The 17,833-nt window shown below is 57.0% G+C and carries 13 protein-coding genes; 9 read left to right on the top strand and 4 right to left on the bottom strand.

Translation table 11 applies throughout. The features are described from left to right. Positions 1 to 3 precede the first annotated feature (3 nt). The 3 genes from AC0LWT_RS02380 (at position 4) to AC0LWT_RS02370 (ending at position 4,692) form a co-directional block, all read left to right on the top strand. Entirely contained in the window at positions 4 to 1,641 is a 1,638-nt protein-coding gene (locus AC0LWT_RS02380; protein WP_474679599.1) for an extracellular solute-binding protein, read from the top strand. Positions 1,642 to 1,744: 103 nt separating this feature from the next. Continuing rightward, positions 1,745 to 2,914: a pectate lyase family protein gene (locus AC0LWT_RS02375; protein WP_474679598.1), complete on the top strand. Its 1,170-nt coding sequence runs from the start codon at positions 1,745 to 1,747 to the stop codon at positions 2,912 to 2,914. A gap of 251 nt (positions 2,915 to 3,165) precedes the next feature. Next, on the top strand, positions 3,166 to 4,692 hold the full coding sequence (locus AC0LWT_RS02370) for an ABC transporter substrate-binding protein (protein WP_474679597.1): 1,527 nt from the start codon (positions 3,166 to 3,168) through the stop codon (positions 4,690 to 4,692). A gap of 396 nt (positions 4,693 to 5,088) precedes the next feature. On the opposite strand, the gene AC0LWT_RS02365 is transcribed toward AC0LWT_RS02370, so the two are convergent. The 4 genes from AC0LWT_RS02365 to AC0LWT_RS02350 form a co-directional block, all read right to left on the bottom strand. Continuing rightward, on the bottom strand, positions 5,089 to 7,005 hold the full coding sequence (locus tag AC0LWT_RS02365; protein WP_474679596.1) for a DUF2334 domain-containing protein: 1,917 nt from the start codon (positions 7,003 to 7,005) through the stop codon (positions 5,089 to 5,091). 1,958 nt (positions 7,006 to 8,963) lie between these two features. Further along, a complete protein-coding gene (locus tag AC0LWT_RS02360; RefSeq protein ID WP_474679595.1) occupies positions 8,964 to 9,644 on the bottom strand; it encodes an MBL fold metallo-hydrolase in 681 nt (226 codons plus the stop codon). An 85-nt stretch (positions 9,645 to 9,729) separates the two neighbouring features. After that, positions 9,730 to 10,332, bottom strand: coding sequence for a shikimate kinase (locus tag AC0LWT_RS02355; RefSeq protein WP_474679594.1), 603 nt, complete (start codon positions 10,330 to 10,332; stop codon positions 9,730 to 9,732). Between the two features lie 134 nt (positions 10,333 to 10,466). After that, a complete protein-coding gene (locus AC0LWT_RS02350) occupies positions 10,467 to 11,351 on the bottom strand; it encodes a 3-hydroxyacyl-CoA dehydrogenase family protein (RefSeq protein WP_474679593.1) in 885 nt (294 codons plus the stop codon). Positions 11,352 to 11,621: 270 nt separating this feature from the next. Between AC0LWT_RS02350 and AC0LWT_RS02345 the strand changes: the two genes are divergently transcribed. The 6 genes from AC0LWT_RS02345 to AC0LWT_RS02320 are packed head-to-tail and all read left to right on the top strand — an operon-like array spanning position 11,622 to position 17,821. Further along, positions 11,622 to 12,524, top strand: a complete 903-nt coding sequence (locus AC0LWT_RS02345; protein ID WP_474679592.1) for a fumarylacetoacetate hydrolase family protein — start codon at positions 11,622 to 11,624, stop codon at positions 12,522 to 12,524. A gap of 24 nt (positions 12,525 to 12,548) precedes the next feature. Continuing rightward, the gene (locus AC0LWT_RS02340; protein WP_474679591.1) at positions 12,549 to 13,427 is read left to right on the top strand and encodes an SMP-30/gluconolactonase/LRE family protein; all 879 of its coding nucleotides are present in this window, start codon (positions 12,549 to 12,551) and stop codon (positions 13,425 to 13,427) included. A gap of 52 nt (positions 13,428 to 13,479) precedes the next feature. Next, the gene (locus tag AC0LWT_RS02335; RefSeq protein WP_474679590.1) at positions 13,480 to 14,577 is read left to right on the top strand and encodes an alanine racemase; all 1,098 of its coding nucleotides are present in this window, start codon (positions 13,480 to 13,482) and stop codon (positions 14,575 to 14,577) included. Between the two features lie 18 nt (positions 14,578 to 14,595). Beyond that, positions 14,596 to 15,000 (top strand): RidA family protein, encoded by a 405-nt coding sequence (locus AC0LWT_RS02330; protein WP_474679589.1) that lies wholly within the window; start codon positions 14,596 to 14,598, stop codon positions 14,998 to 15,000. Positions 15,001 to 15,005: 5 nt separating this feature from the next. Next, on the top strand, positions 15,006 to 16,331 hold the full coding sequence (locus tag AC0LWT_RS02325; protein ID WP_474679588.1) for a M20 family metallopeptidase: 1,326 nt from the start codon (positions 15,006 to 15,008) through the stop codon (positions 16,329 to 16,331). After that, a complete protein-coding gene (locus tag AC0LWT_RS02320; protein WP_474679587.1) occupies positions 16,331 to 17,821 on the top strand; it encodes a M81 family metallopeptidase in 1,491 nt (496 codons plus the stop codon). The genes AC0LWT_RS02325 and AC0LWT_RS02320 overlap by 1 nt, the downstream gene beginning before the upstream one ends. Positions 17,822 to 17,833: the final 12 nt, after the last annotated feature.

Raw genomic sequence — 17,833 nt, 5'->3', positions numbered from 1 at the left:
AAGATGAGAAAAAGACTAAAGAGCGCAGCGAGTTTGACGCTGATCCCGGCGCTTGCCGCCGCTCTCGCCGCGGGCTGCACGGCAGGAGGCGCCGCCGATCAAGCGGCAAGCCCGGGCGGCGGCGCGAAGCAGACGGATGCGGGGACAGGCGCGTCATCCGCAGTGTTCACTTATACCGGGAGCGGGCCTATTGCCGACAAGCCGGGCACGCTGAAAATTTTGGCGACGAACGCCTGGACGAACAACGTCGATCTGAAGCAGGCTCCCATCGTGCAGGAAATCGGCAAGCGGGCCGGCGTAACCGTCGATTGGGAACTGCTCCCGCCGTCCACGTACAACGACGCGATCAAGCCGCGGCTTGCCGCCGGTGCGGATTTGCCCGACATCGTGTACCAGCTCGATCAGGATCAGACGATGAAGAACATCCAGGGCGGTCTGTTCAAGCCGCTGAACGAATACATCGATAAATACGGCGTGAACATCAAGAAGCTGTTCGCGAAGTATCCGGTGCTAAAGGCGAGTCTGACGACGCCTGACGGGAAAATCTACTACATCCCGCAGCTCGCCGTGACCAAAAACTACATGCCGACGTTCATGGTCAACACGAGATGGCTGGATAAAGTCGGCTTGAAAGAGCCGGCAACGCTCGACGAATTCACCGACATGCTGCGCAAATTCAAGACCGGCGATCCGAACGGCAACGGCAAACAGGACGAAATTCCGTTCTCCGTTCAGCCGAACATGCTGGGGAATGCGTTCGGTCCGGCATTCGGCCTTGATTTGGCGAATAATTTTTACGCCGACAACAGCGGCAAGGTGCATTATTCCTATTATGAACCGGCTTATAAGGAATATTTGGCTTACCTGAACGGCCTCTATAAAGAAGGGCTGCTCGAATCCGATTTTGCCAGCACGACCTCCGACCAAATTACTTCGAAAATTTCGCAAAATTTGACGGGGGTGACCTTCAATTTCAGTTGGTATACGTCGATGGTATACAGTAAGCTGTTCAAGGACTATGACCCGAACACCCCGCTTATTAAAGGCATCGCGCCGCTGAAAGGGCCTCACGGCGATCAATTCTATCTGGGCAGAAATCCGATCACGGGCATTTTCGGCATTTCCAAAAATGCCAAGGACCCGGAGCTTGCCTTTAAATTTCTGGACTATGCGAGCAGCGACGAAGCCAAAGAAATTTATGCCTGGGGCCTCAAGGGCCAAACCTACGATATCGTCGACGGGAAAAAACAGTTTACCGAAAAAGGCAAAGACAACGATTTTATCCAGAAGTTCGGCATTAATCCGGTCAATTTGCCCATTGAGCAATCGGTTGAGGCGACAGATGTTTTGGTTGCTCCCTGGCACGCCAAAATCGACAAAGAGATGGAGACATATATCAAAGCTCCGTTCCCGTTCGTTTACGCGCTGCAAGAAGAGGCCAACACCGAGAATACGGTAATGCCCGATGTCACGACGTATGTGAACGAAATGAACATCAAGTTCATTACCGGCAAGGAAAATCTCGATCAATTCGACAAATACATCAAGACGCTGAAGAGCATGGGCGTCGAGGATGTCATCAAGGGCCGTCAGGCTCAATATGATCGATATACGGCTGCTGCTGCGGTCGGGAAAAAGTAAGGTCCCGGATAACAAGACACCACGATTCTCTTTCAATGGCCCTGGCACTGCGGGGAGGATTCGTGGTGTTTTCGTTATAAAAAAATATCAAGGAGGGAATTTCATGCATTTGAAAAGATTGTCGGCAGTTGTTTTAACGATGGTGACGGTTTGTTTTGCTTTGCTGTCGTCGGTGTCGCTCCCGAATCTGGAAATACCGAAGGCGGAGGCGGCTTCGAACACGGGAGGGTATTCGACCGCGACGGGTTCCACGGAAGCCGCCGTTACGGTCAAGACGCTGGCGGAGCTGCAGAATGCGTTTAACAACAAAAAGCATCATATCATCATTTCCGGCAATATTTATGGCGGACCGAAGCTGACGACGCTGACCTTTGCGAGCACGGACTGGAACAATACGACGATCGAGGGCGCCAGCGGCGGCGGAGCCGTGCTGCAAAACATCCAGCTGAAATTCAGCGGCGAGCTGCTGCCCACAGGCACGAACATTGAAAATATCGTGATCAAAAACATTACGTTTTACGGCAACATCGCCGATCTTCAAAACTTGAGCGGATCGGAAATTGTGCCCGGCGGCGTCGGCACCAACTATTTGGGACTTTCGTTCCGCCGCACCACCAATGTGTGGGTCGATCACTGCACGATCTACAATACGAGCGACGACCTGATGGTCATTTCGCAAAAATCCGACAATGTCACAGTGTCTTACTGCCATTTCTATTTCACGGCGAGCTGGATGAACATGAATCCGAATCCGAAGTGGAGCTGGATTTCCGGCAGCTATCAGGATCTGGCGTCGGAGCGCATTGCGATGGTGATAGGCTCGAATGCCAGCGATTCCTATACGAACGGAGGCAACAAGCTGCACGTCACGATGCACCATAACTGGTTCGGGCCGTATATGAAAGGGCGCCCGCTCATGCGCGGATTTGTCCATCTGTACAACAATTACTTCGACAACAGTACGACGCCGAGCGGAACGAATTCGCAGGGCTCTTCGCAAGCGCAGTACAACGCCAACCAGATCGGCAGCGGCAGCGTCATTTATTCGGAGAGCAATTACTTCTACAAAACGAATCAGAGCAATCAGATCGGTCTTGACAGCTCCTCCGATCCCTATAAGTTCTACGAGCGGAATAATACTTATAATGCGACCACCGGCACTTCGGCAGCGGGCGCTTCGTTCCCGGGCTCGCTTCCGTTCCCCTACAGCTACACGCCGGATTCGGCCGGCAGCGTGCCGAACCTCGTTCAAGCGAACGCCGGCCCGCATTGATGAGCAGCCGCAGCAGTCCCGTTACGGGGCCGCTGCGGTTTCCCTTGTTCCGGCGGGGCGAGAGAACGGTTTCATTAAGCGCGGTCATGAGTTAGAATGGAGCTTGGAGTCTGTCCGATGAACCACGTAGAAGGTATATGTATGCAAAATGACAGTAATTCCGCCGGACAGACTCCTTGGAGACGATTAGGCGGGCAGCCTTGCAGCCATTTTGTGCAAACGGTTTCAAATAGGCGGAAGGAGAGACTCGGATGAAGAAAATCATGTATACTGCCCTTTTGTTCACGCTGGTTGCGATTGCAGCCGCCGCCATAGTCCGCTATGCGCAAAGAGGCAGCGGCCAACTTCCTATTGAGCAGGTGCACCCGGCTATGCAGCCGACTACGCTCAAACTTTTGCTGCCGCTTGAAAAGCCCGCCGCCCAGGACGAAGTGATGGAGGCGGTCGAACGGAAATTGGCCAAGGACGGCCTGCCTATCAAGCTGGAATTCACCTTTATCCCGTACGATCAATACTGGAATAAAGAATGGCTCATTGCGGCGAGCGGCGAACCGTACGATTTGGCTTTAACCGCCTATTCCAACATTTCCGATTTTGTTTCAAAAAAAGTGCTGGCTCCTTTGGACGGCGCCCTGGCTCATTATGGGCACGAAATTGTTCAAAATACGCCCGATTACGCTTTTCAAGGCGTTACGATCAACGGCCGCGTTTACGGAATTCCAAGAGTGATGCCGATTTCCGAATTTCAAAGCTTTGTTCAAATCAGGGGCGATTTGCGAAAAAAATACGGCCTGCCCGAAATCAGGACGGCGGCGGATATGGATGCGTATCTGGAGACGATTGCCAAGAGCGAGCCGGGAATTACGCCCTACTTTTACGACACGGGGCGGTTTCTTTTGAGGGAATACGGCGATGTGGCTTTTTTTGCAGGCAGTTACCTCAATGCTCCCGTATATATCGACCCGGCAGATCCGCAGTTGAAGGTAAGAAACACGTATGAATCGGACTTTTTCCGCAGCATTATGGGCAAAATGCACGAATGGCAGCATAAGGGGTACATTCCTTACGGCCCATCCGACACTTCGCAGTACCCGGACCCCGAGGCGGCTTTTAACGGAGGGCATATCGCAACTACGTGGAGCGTCGTATTGAAGCAGACCGAGCGAATCGATGCTTTCAAAGCGGCGAACCCGGACGGCGAGCTGGAAAACGTGTATTTGCACCCGGAAAAGCCGAAATACATGTTCACTGGGGCGGATAACATTCTTTCCGTTTTTTCCACCAGCAGGCACGTGAACGAAGCGGTAGCTTTTGTCAACTGGATTAGGAGCAGCCAGGAAAACTACGACCTGTTCAGCTACGGAATCGAGGGCGTCAATTACCGGTTGAAAGACGGAGCCATCGACTATGACGGGATAGCCCCGGAGCACCGGTACAATCCGATCAGCTGGGCGTGGAACGATATCCGATTCGAGCGTTTCAGCAAATACATTTCGCCGGAATATGCCGGTCAGCTGCGCAACTGGGATAAGGAAGCGGCGGCTTCCCCGACGCTGGGTTTCGTGCCGGATCTGGCGCCGATCAAATCCGAGATCGCCCAGCTGAACGTCATCATAGCGGAGTACTTGCCCCGGCTTTATGACGCGAATGTCGACTGGGACCCCACGATGGAAAAATTTAGAGCGAAGCTCAAAGACGCAGGCATCGAACACGTCATCACCGAGATTCAACGGCAGTTCGACGCCTACAGAGCCGATAAACGCGCGAAAGCGAAGTAGCTCCCGGCGCGCGGAGCGGTGTCGCAAGAGGGAGGGAGCCGTGCAGCTCCCGGCTCGTAGTGCGGCGTCGTAAGAGGGAGGGAGCCGTGCAGCTCCCGGCGCGCGGAGCGGTGCGTCGCAAGAGGAAGGGAGCCGTGCAGCTCCCGGCGCGTATTGCGGCGTCGTAAGAGGGAGGGAGCCGTGCAGCTCCCGGCTCGTAGTGCGGCGTCGTAAGAGGGAGGGAGCCGTGCAGCTCCCGGCGCGCGGAGCGGTGCGTCGCAAGAGGAAGGGAGCCGTGCAGCTCCCGGCGCGCGGAGCGGCGTCGCAAGAGGGAGGGAGCACGCAACTCCCAGGCGCAGCTCCCGGCACATGGTGCGGCGTCGCATGACGGCGGTCGACCACATGCGGGCCGGGCCGTCATTGGTCTTTGCTTTGAAAGGACAAGGCTACGTCCATGAAGCCGTCTTTATTTCCGATGATCGCCACATCGGTTTTCCCGTTTTCATCAAAATCGGCAACAACCATGCGCCCGTCCGCCTTTCCCCAAGGCCCGAACGAGGATAAAAACTTATACTCATTATCGTCCGTCTGGAGGTACACGGCCGTTTTGAGGTGAGCCGGGTCCCACCGCAAAATATCCTCTTTGCCGTCCCCGTTGAAATCGCCGAATCGCAATTGACCGTAATCGGTCGGGATATTCAATTGCGTTTTTTTCGTTTTCCACTCCATGGCCGCCGGGTCAAAATCGATCTGTAATCCTTGTGACGAATCTTTTTTCCCTATAAAAATGGACTGCCCTCCTGTCTTGTTCCCGTTTCTGACCAATAATTCCTTGGTTGAATCGGATTTGAACAGGTACGGTTTGATCGGTTTCACCGTTCCGTTGTGCACGTAAACCCCCAACAGCCGTTTTTGATCCTGAGACAGTCCGGCCAGCACGCAGTCGCCGCCCGGCATCCGCAGCTCGTTCAAAGCCGTCCAGCGTTCGGCCGGAATCGTCCATGTGCGGTTGAGAACGAATTTCCCCCCGTCCGAAGCATAGCTTTCCAGCTTGCCGTTCGGATGAACGACCCACAGCCCTTTTTTCCTGACGCCGTTCGTGCCGTTAAGCGTCAATGCGGCGCCGTTCGCGTAAGCGATCGTCGCCCATGCTTGCGGCGCAGGTTGGACTGCGTTCCGCGCTGTATTAAACTGACCGCTCGTCACCATAACTTGGCCTGATTGCCGATTCCATGCAACGATATCCGCCTGGCCCCTTCCGGCGACATCTCCAATTTGCAAATTCGCCGGTTGGTCGTGCCCGACCTCGACGCGCTGTGCCGGAGTGAAGGGAACATAATCGTGAATGGAATAAAATTGATAATTTAAGGACGATAGTCGGACGAGCAGCTTTTGGAGCGTGCTTTTATTTTCCGCCGGGTATTTGTACTCGGGCAAGCCGTCCCGGATAACGGGCGATCCTTTGCCGTCGACAACCGGAACCAAATATTTGAATTCAAGAAAGGGATGATAAAAAAATGAATTGATCCGGTTCGTTTTACCTAATTGCTTTAAAATGACATTCTCGTTTTTATTGTCGGCAATATAGGTCATCGGTGTCGGGACGTGGACAGACCCCAGGGATGGAGCGCCGTATCCTGTGTTGGCATCGTTTTCGTATTGGGCGGCAGGAGGGTCGGGGTTGAGCTTCATGTCCGGCTGATAAAGCAGGCCGAAATAAGCCCGGAAAACCCGGTCCTGCTCCGGAACCGTATGATAATGGGGAGCCTCCCAAAATTCGGGAGCAAAGCCGGCACGCTGAAAAATGCGGAGACCTTCGTTCACGCGCTCTTCGGCGAATGCCGTTGTCGCCGTTTCCGGCAGCCCGGTTACGTTGAACTCGTTGCCGAGCCCCGAAGCGTGCTGACCGTCGTCCCGGCGCGTTTCGCCCGCCTGATGCGTATATCCGTGCATGCCCAGGGCTGCGCCGTTTCGAACCGCTTGTGACAGGAGCTTGTTGAAGGATTGTATATATGGCAGATCCATCTGATCCAAAGATCGGTCATAACGTGAGCCGTCCTGCGAAAAATTAAGCCACCTGGGGATAACCGCCAAGCTGTAATGAACGTGCTGCTGCTGCAAAAACTCCAAAACAGTCCTCAGCTTGCCCAAACCGTCCGGCGTTGCGTAGTAGCCCCCTGGACCGATATCTTCCAGCCGCATTAAAACAAAACGCGGGTTATATTCCGCTCCCTCGGCTGTAATCAATTGATACACCCCGATGAAAATGCATAGCGAAATCATCCCGGACAGCGCGTATCGAATCCACTGATTTTTGCTTATTAAAAACCTCATAAGGGGCTCCCTTCACGTTGCAAATCCAAGATCAATACTATATTAACAGAAAATTAGTTCTATGAGACTACTTCCCTCCGCAAATCTTGCGAAAAATTTAATAGGGCTGTCCCACCAGCAGCCCCTGACGCCAGACAAGCCGGCTTTATTGCAAAAAAAGCGGTGGAAGGCAAAGTAGAGCGAGCATTGGGGCGGGGGAAAAGCACTCAGCGTCCGGCTGCGTAATCATGTAAGGGGGGCGTGCTAGTGAGTGTCATGTAGGAAGCGTCGAGCGTGGAGTGTCGTGTAGGTGGCATGAGTGGTGGGGACATGCAGGGGGTGTAATGAGCGTCGAGCAGGTGGGCTGGGGAGTGTCATACAGGAAGCATCGAGTAGGGGGTGATTTGTAGGGCGACATGTAGGGGCGTTCAGGGAGTGTCATGCAGAAGCTTCGTGCGTGGAGTATCGCATAGGTAGCATCGAGTAGTGGGTGACATGCAGGGAGTGTCGATCAGGGGGGCGTGTAGGTAGAGCATCGAGTAGGAGGTAACAGGCAAAGAGCGTCGTGTGGGGGGGCGAGTAGGGTGAGCAAGGGGTATCGAGTGCCGAGCTAAAGCACCTATCATCCCTACGGAACACCCGCGGGATGATTATTTTTGCCGCGCATAGACGGTGCGGCCGTTTGTGGAGCGGCTTGGCGCCCACAAAACCTGCAAAAGTGCAGGAATTTTCTAAGGTGGCGGCACTTTTGGAGGAAAAGCCTGCGAAAGTGCAGGAATTTCCGAGCACAAGGGGGTTTAGGCAGAAATTTGGCGAAAAAACCTGCACATTTGCAGGAATTGTTCGAAGCAGGGCCTTTCAAGCGCAAAAACCTGCACTTTTGCAGGCTTTCTGTGCGTAGCCGGTGATTTTTAGCGAGAGGGAGAGTGGAGGGTCGCCATGGTCCGTGTTGGTTGAGCGAGGGGCCGAGCCGGTCGAGTAAGAGGCCGATGGCCCTCACGGGTCGAGCCGGTCGGGCAAGAGGCCGCGCGACCCCTGCGGGATGAGCCGGTCGAGTAAGAGGCCGCCGACCCCCACGTGCAGAGCCGGTCGAGTAAGAGGCCGCCGACCCCCGCGGGCCGAGCCGGTCGGGCAAGAGGCCGCCGACCCCCGCGGGCCGAGCCGGTCGGGCAAGAGGCCGCCGGCCCCCGCGGGCCGAGCCGGTCGGGCAAGAGGCCGCCGGCCCCCGCGGGCCGAGCCGGTCGGGCAAGAGGCCGCCGACCCCCGCGGGCCGAGCCGGTCGGGCAAGAGGCCGCCGACCCCCGCGGGCCGAGCCGGTCGGGCAAGAGGCCGCCGGCCCCCGCGGGCCGAGCCGGTCGGGCAAGAGGCCGCCGGCCCCCGCGGGCCGAGCCGGTCGGGCAAGAGGCCGCCGGCCCCCGCGGGCCGAGCCGGTCGGGCAAGAGGCCGCCGACCCCCGCGGGCCGAGCCGGTCGGGCAAGAGGCCGCCGACCCCCGCGGGCCGAGCCGGTCGGGCAAGAGGCCGCCGGCCCCCGCGGGCCGAGCCGGTCGGGCAAGAGGCCGCCGGCCCCCGCGGGCCGAGCCGGTCGGGCAAGAGGCCGCCGGCCCCCGCGGGCCGAGCCGGTCGGGCAAGAGGCCGCCGACCCCCGCGGGCCGAGCCGGTCGGGCAAGAGGCCGCCGACCCCCGCGGGCCGAGCCGGTCGGGCAAGAGGCCGCCGGCCCCCGCGGGCCGAGCCGGTCGGGCAAGAGGCCGCCGGCCCCCGCGGGCCGAGCCGGTCGGGCAAGAGGCCGCCGGCCCCCATGGGCCGAGCCGGTCGAGCAAGAGGCCGCCTGCCCCCGCGGGTCGAGACGTTCGAGCAAGAGGCCGCGCGACCCCTGCGGCCCGCAGCGCAAGCTCGGGCGCACCACGGACGCTCCCGCAAAAAAAGACGCCGCAGTCCCGCTTGCGCAGTGGTACTGAAGGCGTCTTTTGTCGGCCGGGATTATTGGCCGGCTGCTCCGCTTGCAATTTCGGCGAGGCGTTCCTTGATCCGCTCCGTGCATACGCCGCCGTGGTAGGAGATCGTGGTTTCGATGTCGAAATCGAGCAGTTTCGCTACGGATTGCAGCGCGGTCTCCATGTCCGGCGTAAAGGCCTGGTTGGGCGGCATGAGCACACCGTCAAGCGATGTCAGCGCATCCCCGGTAATAAGCGTTTTGCTGGGTATATGGTACAAAGAGATATGATCCGGCGTATGGCCCGGTGTGAAAATGACTTGAATGCCGCCGCAATAAGGGAGCACGTCGCCGTCCTGTAAAGCGACATCAACTGTTGAAGGCGGCACGATGATTCCTCTCTTGATCAAAGGCTTTTCCCCCGACAAGTAAGGCTTCGCCAGCTCGTGCGCAAGCACTTCCACCCGTCCTTCCGCAGCCGCGATCAAATCGGGCAAGCTGCCGATATGGTCCAAATCGTGGTGGGTGATGATGATTTTCGTCAGTTTTTCGAAAGGGGCGGATTCCTGCGCCAACGTACGGCGAATAAGGTCCAGTTGACCGGGAATGCCCGTGTCCACGAGGATCGTTTCGTTCTCGTCCCACAGCAAAGCCGCATGCACGACAAACGGATTCCCGCCGGCGTCCATCTCCAATTTTACCGCTTTAATTCCCGTATTTCCCGACAACCTCAACACCTCCGGCTTAATTTGAAAGATTCGTGAACGTCAAGACCTGCACTCTCTTTCATTATAAAGACCGGATCGCCGGTTATCAATTTGTCCCGTCTTCAGCGCCGTAAACAAACCGTTCGACTGCCGAAAGCTTGTCCGGGGACAGCGGTCCCGAATTATCGAAATAAAGAATGGAAGAGGCCGGCAGCTTCCACCGGATATCCCGGCGGACGAGAGAGCGGCTGAAATCGCTCCAGTTGTCCAGCTTCCACACGTCGATGACAAGCCCTCTTTCCTGAATGCGCCTGCGGTACGACTCTTCTTCGGGGAGAAAGACGAATACCGCTTTAGCGTCCGTATCGTCAGGCGACATTCCCGCTTGGGCGAGTTCGTTCGCCAGCCACAAGGGATCTTCCGTTTCCTTGGTGAAGGGCCCGACGACGAAAGCGTCCACGCCGAGCTGCACATTTTCCAGTGCGGCGTCCATCGTGATGCGGTAGCCCAAATCGCGGCAGTAGGTTTTGTAGACGGGCGAATCCCGGTCGTTCGGGTCCTGCCCCGACAAGGTCATGACCGTTTCCGCGGCAGGTCTGAGCAAGGTGTCCATATCGAAAAAAGCCGCGCGGCGCTTGGCCGCAAGCGCTTTGGCGAGCGTCGTTTTCCCCGCTCCGGCAGGGCCCAAAAAAAATACGATTTTGCGCATGTGCAGCCTCCATCGAATCCGGCGCCATTTGTGATGAATGGCGTTTTATGTCTAATTATAAACCGGCTTCAGCCACTGTCAAACGAAGCGCGATCACTATCGGTTTTGATTGAAGCTCCGGCCCTCATGTTTTTTTATGGCTTGCGTACCTCGAGGATCTTGCCGAGCAATTGCTCCCTGGAGGGGGAAACTGTCGCGCTATCGTGGTGTTCGTAAAACCCTCGGCCGCTCTTGGCCCCCAGATTTCCGGCTTGAACGAGAGATTGCAAGAGAGCAGGCGGCTCCGATGCTTGAGACAGCACGGGGAATAACTGCTCCGTTACTTTCAGCCAAACATCGAGTCCGCCGTAATCCGTGATCTCGAAGGGACCGTTTATTGCCCAGCGAAGTCCAATCCCCTCTTTCACAGCGGTATCGATTTGATCGACGGTTGCAGCACCTGTCTGCAGCAGGTGAAGCGCTTCCCGGAGAAGTGCGGCTTGCAGCCTGTTGGCAATAAATCCGGGAATATCCGATTTCAGGATTATCGGAACTTTATTGCAGTCTCTTAGAAGGTCATACAATTCGCTCAGGAGACTTTTGCGGGTTTGGGGAAGTCCAACCAATTCCACCAACGGGATGACGGCAGCGGGATTGAAGAAATGCATGATCACCAGGCGATCGGCGAAAGGCACCTTGCCCGCCAAACTTTCCAAACTGAAGGACGATGTATTGGAGGCGACGATCGCGTCCGGGTTGATGACGGAAGCAATCTGTTGATACATTGCGATTTTGAGCTCAAAATGCTCCGGGATGCATTCCACGATGAGATCCGCCCCGCGAACCGCTTCATTCAGGTTGGAGTTAAATTGGATATCGTGCTCTTCCGATGCAAGCCGAATTTTCTCTTGGGCGGCCAGAAGGGCAGAGGGGTAAGGGTCATGCAGGACAATCCGATGCCCGCAGTCTCCGAATACCTGTGCAATGCCGCATCCCATTGTTCCCGCGCCAAGAACGGTAATTTGCCAACGTTTTTTCATCGCTTTCCCTTCTTTTTCGTTAATATGGATGTAAAACACAATTGTAAGCAGTCATGATTCTTGAAGATTATTGTAAACGGTCTCATACTACTAGGTAAAATGCAAATATGGTATATCTATTATTTGATTTTGGAATAAATCGAAAGGGTTTGGTCGTAGAGGGGATGATTGGTCAGACGATTATCGAAAAGTGATTTACAAGATATTTCCTGTATGTTATGTTTGAAATGAAACATTGGTTTTATTCAATAAAACATGATGGGGGCCGTTATGAAGTTACTGACTTTTTTTAAGGACCGGGAACAGCATTTTGGTGTTCATACCGGAAAAGGCGTGCTCGATGTTTCGGGAGCGATCGAGATGGCTTCCCGGGATAACCTCGTCCCTCGGACGATCATGGAGGCGATCGAGGGCGGGGCGGAAACGCTGGACAATCTCCGGCAGTTCGTCGAGCGGATTCTCATTGATGAGGAGCGATCCTCGCTGCTGCTTGACGAAGCCGATTTAACGATGGGACCTTGTGTGACGCATCCGGGCAAAATCATCTGCGTAGGTCTCAATTACCGGAAGCATGCGGAAGAATCGAAAATGGCGATCCCTCAGTACCCGATCCTGTTCAACAAGTTCAACAATTCGCTTACCGGTCACGGGGCTGATGTCGCGCTGCCCAAAGTGTCTGCCAAAGTGGATTACGAAGCGGAGCTCGCGATCGTCATCGGCAAAACAGCGAAATACGTGCCGAAGGAATCCGCGCTCGATCACGTTTTCGGTTACTGCTGCGTCAACGATTTGTCCGCACGCGATCTGCAAATGCGCACAAACCAGTGGCTCCTCGGGAAGTCGTGCGACGGATTCAGCCCGCTCGGGCCGTATCTCGTTACTGCCGATGAAGTCGGCAATCCGAACGACCTGGCGATCCGGAGCATCGTCAACGGTGAACTGCGGCAAAGCTCCAACACCTCCGATATGATCTTCTATTGTGACGAGATCGTCAGTTACATCTCGCAGCACATGACGCTTCTACCTGGCGATATTATCCTCACCGGAACGCCGGAAGGCGTCGTTCTCGGTTATCCGGAAGAGAAGCAGGTGTGGCTGAAAGACGGGGATACGGTGACCGTCGAAATCGAGAAGCTGGGCTCGCTGACGAACAGGATGGTTGCGGAAGCTTGATGAAGAACAGGGAGGAGAAGGATTTTGGATACTTGTCTGGAACTGGTTGCAGCCGGCAGAGCGATGCTCGGGGAAGGGCCTTGTTGGGATGCCGAAAACCGGATTCTGTATTGGGTCGATATTACGGGCAAAAAGCTTTTTACCTATGATCCGCTTACCGGTATCCGTCATGAAACCGAATTTAACCGCTTTATCGGGGCGGTCGTTCCGAGGACTAGCGGCGGGCTGATTTTGGCTATGCAAGATGGATTTCATGCGTTCGATCCGAAAAGCGGTGTCCTGACAAAGCTGTGCGATCCCGAAGCCCACTTGCCGGACAATCGCTTCAATGACGGGAAATGCGATGCCCTCGGACGGTTTTGGGCTGGAACGATGAGTATGAAGGGCGAGAAGGAGTCCGGAACTTTATATTGTCTGGAGACAGATTTGAGCGTTAGAGCGGTCGTCGGCCAAGTCGGCATTTCCAACGGGATCGGCTGGAGCCCGGACAACACAATCATGTATTTTATCGATTCGGGGACGAAGCTGGTTTCGGCATTTGATTTTGATTTGCCTGCAGGAACGGTAAGCAACCGGCGGACGGTTGTGACGATTCCGGAGGGCGACGGACTGCCGGACGGCATGACCGTCGATGCGGACGGAATGATATGGATCGCGCATTGGGGAGGGGGCAAAGTTTCCCGATGGAATCCTTACAACGGCGAGCTTCTGGAAACTGTCCCTGTACCGGCATCGCTCGTCACATCATGCGCGTTCGGCGGCGAGAAGCTGGATGAATTGTTTATCACGACGGCAACAGAAGGGCTGGATGATCAGACCTTGCGCGGGCAACCGCTTGCCGGAGGATTGTTCAGGCTTAGGACACATGTAAAAGGATTGCCGGCCAACCGTTTCGGAGGGTAATCACATAAGCAAGAGGACATGCAGGACATTCCGCTGCGAGAGGGGGATTACATTGTCATTGTTTCTACAGGATCTCGAGACCCCGGCCATCGTGATCGATTTGAACCGGCTGGAGCATAACCTTCGCCGGACGGCCGAAATTGCGGCGAAAGCCGGCGTGAAGCTGAGACCCCATATCAAGACCCATAAAAGCGTCTGGATTGCCAAACGGCAGTTGGAGCTTGGCGCATGCGGCATTACCGTCGCCAAGCTTGGCGAGGCGGAAGTGATGGCGGACGCCGGCATTCACGATATTTTGGTCGCGTATCCGATTATCGGCAGGAGCAAGCTCGCGAGGCTGGCAACGCTTATGGAGAAGGCGAAGGTGATCGTCAGTGCGGACAGTACTGAGGTGGCCGCCGGATTGTCCGGGCTCGGGCAATCGATGGGCGTGCGGATTCCGCTGTATCTCGATGTCAACTCCGGTCTGAACCGCTGCGGACGGGAGCCCGGCGCCGAGTCGGCAGAGCTTGCGCTGCGCATCGGGGAACTGCCCGGCATCGACCTTATCGGGCTGATGACGCATGCAGGACACGTTTACGGCAAACCGACGGCGGAAGACTGCCGGGAGATCGCGCATGCGGAAGCGCAGGCGCTGCGTATGACGCAGGAGCAGCTTCGGCTCCAAGGGGTGGAAGTGAAGGAGATCAGCGTCGGCTCTACTCCGACCAGCAAGTTTGCCGCGGAGCTTCAAGGCATAACGGAAATTCGTCCGGGCGCTTATGTGTTCGGCGACGGGTCGCAGCTGTATCCCGGCACGATTACGGAAGCGGAATGCGCGATGCGCATCTATGCCACCGTCGTCAGCATGCCGCGTCCCGGAACGGTCATCATCGACGCAGGCTCCAAGACGCTGACGACGGATATCAGCCTGCATCGTCCCGGGTATGGCTACATCCCGGAGCATCCGTCCGCCGTCATCGAACGGCTCAGCGAGGAACACGGCATCGTCCGCACATCGGCCGATTGCCCGCTTCGGATCGGCGATGTCGTCTCGATCATCCCGAATCATTGCTGTACGGTCACCAATTTGCACGATCAATTGCTGGGTGTGCGGAACGGGAACTTCGAACGCTCGATATCCGTTGATGCGCGCGGCAAAATCAAATAAGCGAAGGAGTAAACGTCTATGTCTCAATGGATTCATTCCGATCAAGCCCCTGATTTCCCGCTCCCATTCTCGCAAGCGCTGCGGGCCGGAGATTTCGTCTATGTCTCCGGCCAGGTAGGCGTCGACCCGGAAACACGCCAATTGGTCGGCACTTCGATCGAAGCGCAGACCGAGCAGTGCCTGCGCAATATCGGGGCGATCCTGGCTGCGGCGGGCTTGACCCTCGACCATGTTGTGAAAGTGAACGCGTATCTTTCACGGCTGGAGGACTTCCCCGGCTACAACCGGGCGTATGAAAGCGTGATGAAGCGCCCGTTTCCGGCGCGCACCTCGGTGCAATGCGGCATCGGCGACTATTTGGTGGAAATCGACGCCGTCGCGTACGTTCATGCCGTGCGCGGTGGAACGCAAACGAAAGGGTGAAACGCGTGGAGCCTGAAACGTTATCCCGCCGTATCGGCCGGTGGGTTCAAACGCATCGCGAAGAAGCGGTCGAGCTGGCGAGCCGGTTGATCCGCATCGAAAGCGTGAATCATCCGCCCGGCGGAAACGAACAGGCCTTTCAGCAGGCTGTGGCCGATTGGCTGCGCACGGAAGGCGCGGAAGCGGATGTGTACGACATCCGCTCGGTGCCGGGGCTCGAAGCGCATCCCGCCTATATGCCGGGAAGGGATTACGCCGACAGGCCTAACGTCGTCGGACGATTCCGGGGGGAAGGCGGGGGAAGGTCGCTGTTGTTTTCGAGCCATGCGGATACAGTTAGTGAAGGAAGACGACCATGGCGTTTCCCTCCGTTTGGCGGCGTGATCGAGGACGGCAAGCTGTATGGACGCGGCGCATACGACATGAAAGGAGGCTTGGCTGCGTCGCTGATGGCGATTCGCTGCTTGCGCGATTTGGGTGTAAAGCTGAAGGGCGACGTCATCGCCGAAAGCGTCGTTGATGAAGAGTACGGCGGCTCCAACGGTGCGCTGGCTGCCCGTTTGCGCGGACCGGATGCGGACATGGCTGTAATCCCGGAACCGAGCAATTTGAAGCTGTACCCTGCGCACCTGGGAGGCGGTGCTTGGAAAGCAACGTTCACGGGCAAGAACGGCATCGTCTTCAACGGCGAACAGCTTGTAAACGCATTGGATGCCGCGGTCGACTTTGTCCGGTTATTGCGGGAGTTCGGGGATTATCTGCGAAACCGGTACCCTGTGCCCGATTTATGGCGCCGCAGCAAGGAGGCGGAGGTCGTCGCGTTTCAGATCGCGACCGGGGATCCGAATCGCGAAGTGCCGGAAATGTCCGACACCGGAGAGGTGCGGTTCTGGATCGAAGGATATCCGGGGATGACCGGAAGCGGGATCATCGGGGAGCTTTGGGCGTATTACGAATCCCGGCTGGACGCTTTTCCGATTCTTCGCTCGTGCCGGCCCGTCATTTCGCCGATGATCCGTTATCTCGAGGCGAGCGCTATGCCGGATGACGAGCGCTGCCGGACTTTTCTTGAAATCGCCGCATCCGCGGGGGAACGGTCGCACGGAAAAGCTTGCGGCGAACTCATGGGAGCGCCTTTTACCTGCGACGCCTTCATGTTCAATTTGCACAGCAGCACGCCCGCCCTCGTCCTTGGTCCGGCAGGCGGCAATGCGCATGCGCCCGACGAGTATTTGGAAATTGACAGCTACCTGAGCCTCATATGGTGGTATGCGGAGCTGACGGCGGATTGGTGCGGCGTGTGCTCAACGGATGAAGGAGGGGTTCGGTAATGGGAAAACAGGAGCCGGTTCGGATCGCCGTCGCGGGCATTTTGCATGAAACGAATACGTTTGCGCCCGGGCGGACGGAACTTACGCAATTCAAGGGAGAATGGGTCGCAGGGCGCGATGCATTTTACGATCGTTATAAGGGTACCCGTACTTCCATGGGCGGCGTCATCGACGCGGCTCTCAGGCATGGAGCCGAGCTGAAGCCGGGTTTGTATGCGGCGGCTACGCCCAGCGGGATGGTGAGCGGCGCAGCGGCGGATGAACTGATAGAGGCTGTTGCCGCATCGATCGATCCGGAAGCTTCCGGCCTCGTGCTCATCATGCACGGTGCGATGGCGTCCGAGCAGTATGACGATCTTGAAGGAGAATGTCTCCGGAGAATCCGCCAAAAGCGCGGCGCCGAATTTCCGATCGCCATGACGATCGACCTGCACGGCAATGTCAGTCCGGCGATGGTGCGTCTTGCGGATGCGATCGTCGGCTACGATACGTATCCGCACGTCGATATGCACGAGCGGGCGGAAGAAGCGTTCGATCTTCTGATGCGCATCATTCGCAGGGAGATTTCGCCTGTGCGTGCTTATTCGCATACGGGCATGCTGGTAGTTCCTCAGGCGATGATGACCGATGAGGGGAGCATGCAAATGCTCATGGACCGGGCGTTTGACATGGAAACCGATCCCCTGGTACTGAACGTGACGGTTGCCGGCGGATTCCCTTATTGCGATGTGCCGGATGCGGGAATGTCGTTCGTCGTCACGACGAACGGCGATCAGGCGCTCGCCGGCCGGTACGCCGCCGAGCTCGCGCAAATGGCGATCGACATGAAAGACCGGTTCGCGATCGATCAATTGCCGCCCGCCGTCGCGGTTTCCGCGGCGCTGGCCGAGCCGTCGGGCCCCGTCATTCTCGCCGAGGGCTCCGATAATGTCGGCGGCGGTGCGCCTGCCGATGCGACGCATGTGCTGTCTTGCTTGACGAACGTCCCGCAGAAGGCGCTAGTCGTCCTCAGGGACGAGGCGGCAGTGCGCCAGGCGTTCGAGATCGGCGTCGGCGCCGTCTTCGAAGGCCCGGTCGGAGGCAAGAGCGATCGGCTGCATGGCGAGCCGGTCATGGTGAAAGGCAAGGTGCGGCTCTTGTTCGACGGGAAATACCGGCATGTCGGATCGTATATGACCGGTCAGAGGGCGGACATGGGGAATACGGCAGTCGTCGAGTGCGGACATTTGACGCTGGTGCTGACGGAGAAGCGGGCGGCGCCCTGGGATTTGGGCCATGTCCGGAGCGTCGGCTTATGGCCGGATGACTTCCACATCATTGTCGTCAAATCGGCCATTGCCTGGCAAGCCGCGTTCGGACCGTTCGCCAAATGCGTCATTCACGTCGATTCGCCCGGATGCTGCAGCGCGAATTTGCGGCATTTTGAGTATCGCCGGGTACGGAGACCGGCTTATCCGCTCGATACAGAGCCGAACCCTACGTTCGGCTGATTAAAGGAGGGA

The sequence above is a fragment of the Paenibacillus sp. sgz302164 genome (genome assembly GCF_056120505.1).
This window is presented reverse-complemented; position numbering and strand designations above follow the sequence as displayed.

What these genes read in the sequence shown, in the direction of transcription:
- AC0LWT_RS02370 (WP_474679597.1), top strand. Translation starts at nt 3,166, where the DNA reads ATGAAGAAAATCATGTATACTGCCCTTTTGTTCACGCTGGTTGCGATT.
- AC0LWT_RS02320 (WP_474679587.1), top strand. Translation starts at nt 16,331, where the DNA reads ATGGGAAAACAGGAGCCGGTTCGGATCGCCGTCGCGGGCATTTTGCAT.
- AC0LWT_RS02355 (WP_474679594.1), bottom strand. Translation starts at nt 10,332, where the DNA reads ATGCGCAAAATCGTATTTTTTTTGGGCCCTGCCGGAGCGGGGAAAACG.
- AC0LWT_RS02330 (WP_474679589.1), top strand. Translation starts at nt 14,596, where the DNA reads ATGTCTCAATGGATTCATTCCGATCAAGCCCCTGATTTCCCGCTCCCA.
- AC0LWT_RS02375 (WP_474679598.1), top strand. Translation starts at nt 1,745, where the DNA reads ATGCATTTGAAAAGATTGTCGGCAGTTGTTTTAACGATGGTGACGGTT.
- AC0LWT_RS02380 (WP_474679599.1), top strand. Translation starts at nt 4, where the DNA reads ATGAGAAAAAGACTAAAGAGCGCAGCGAGTTTGACGCTGATCCCGGCG.
- AC0LWT_RS02365 (WP_474679596.1), bottom strand. Translation starts at nt 7,005, where the DNA reads ATGAGGTTTTTAATAAGCAAAAATCAGTGGATTCGATACGCGCTGTCC.
- AC0LWT_RS02345 (WP_474679592.1), top strand. Translation starts at nt 11,622, where the DNA reads ATGAAGTTACTGACTTTTTTTAAGGACCGGGAACAGCATTTTGGTGTT.
- AC0LWT_RS02350 (WP_474679593.1), bottom strand. Translation starts at nt 11,351, where the DNA reads ATGAAAAAACGTTGGCAAATTACCGTTCTTGGCGCGGGAACAATGGGA.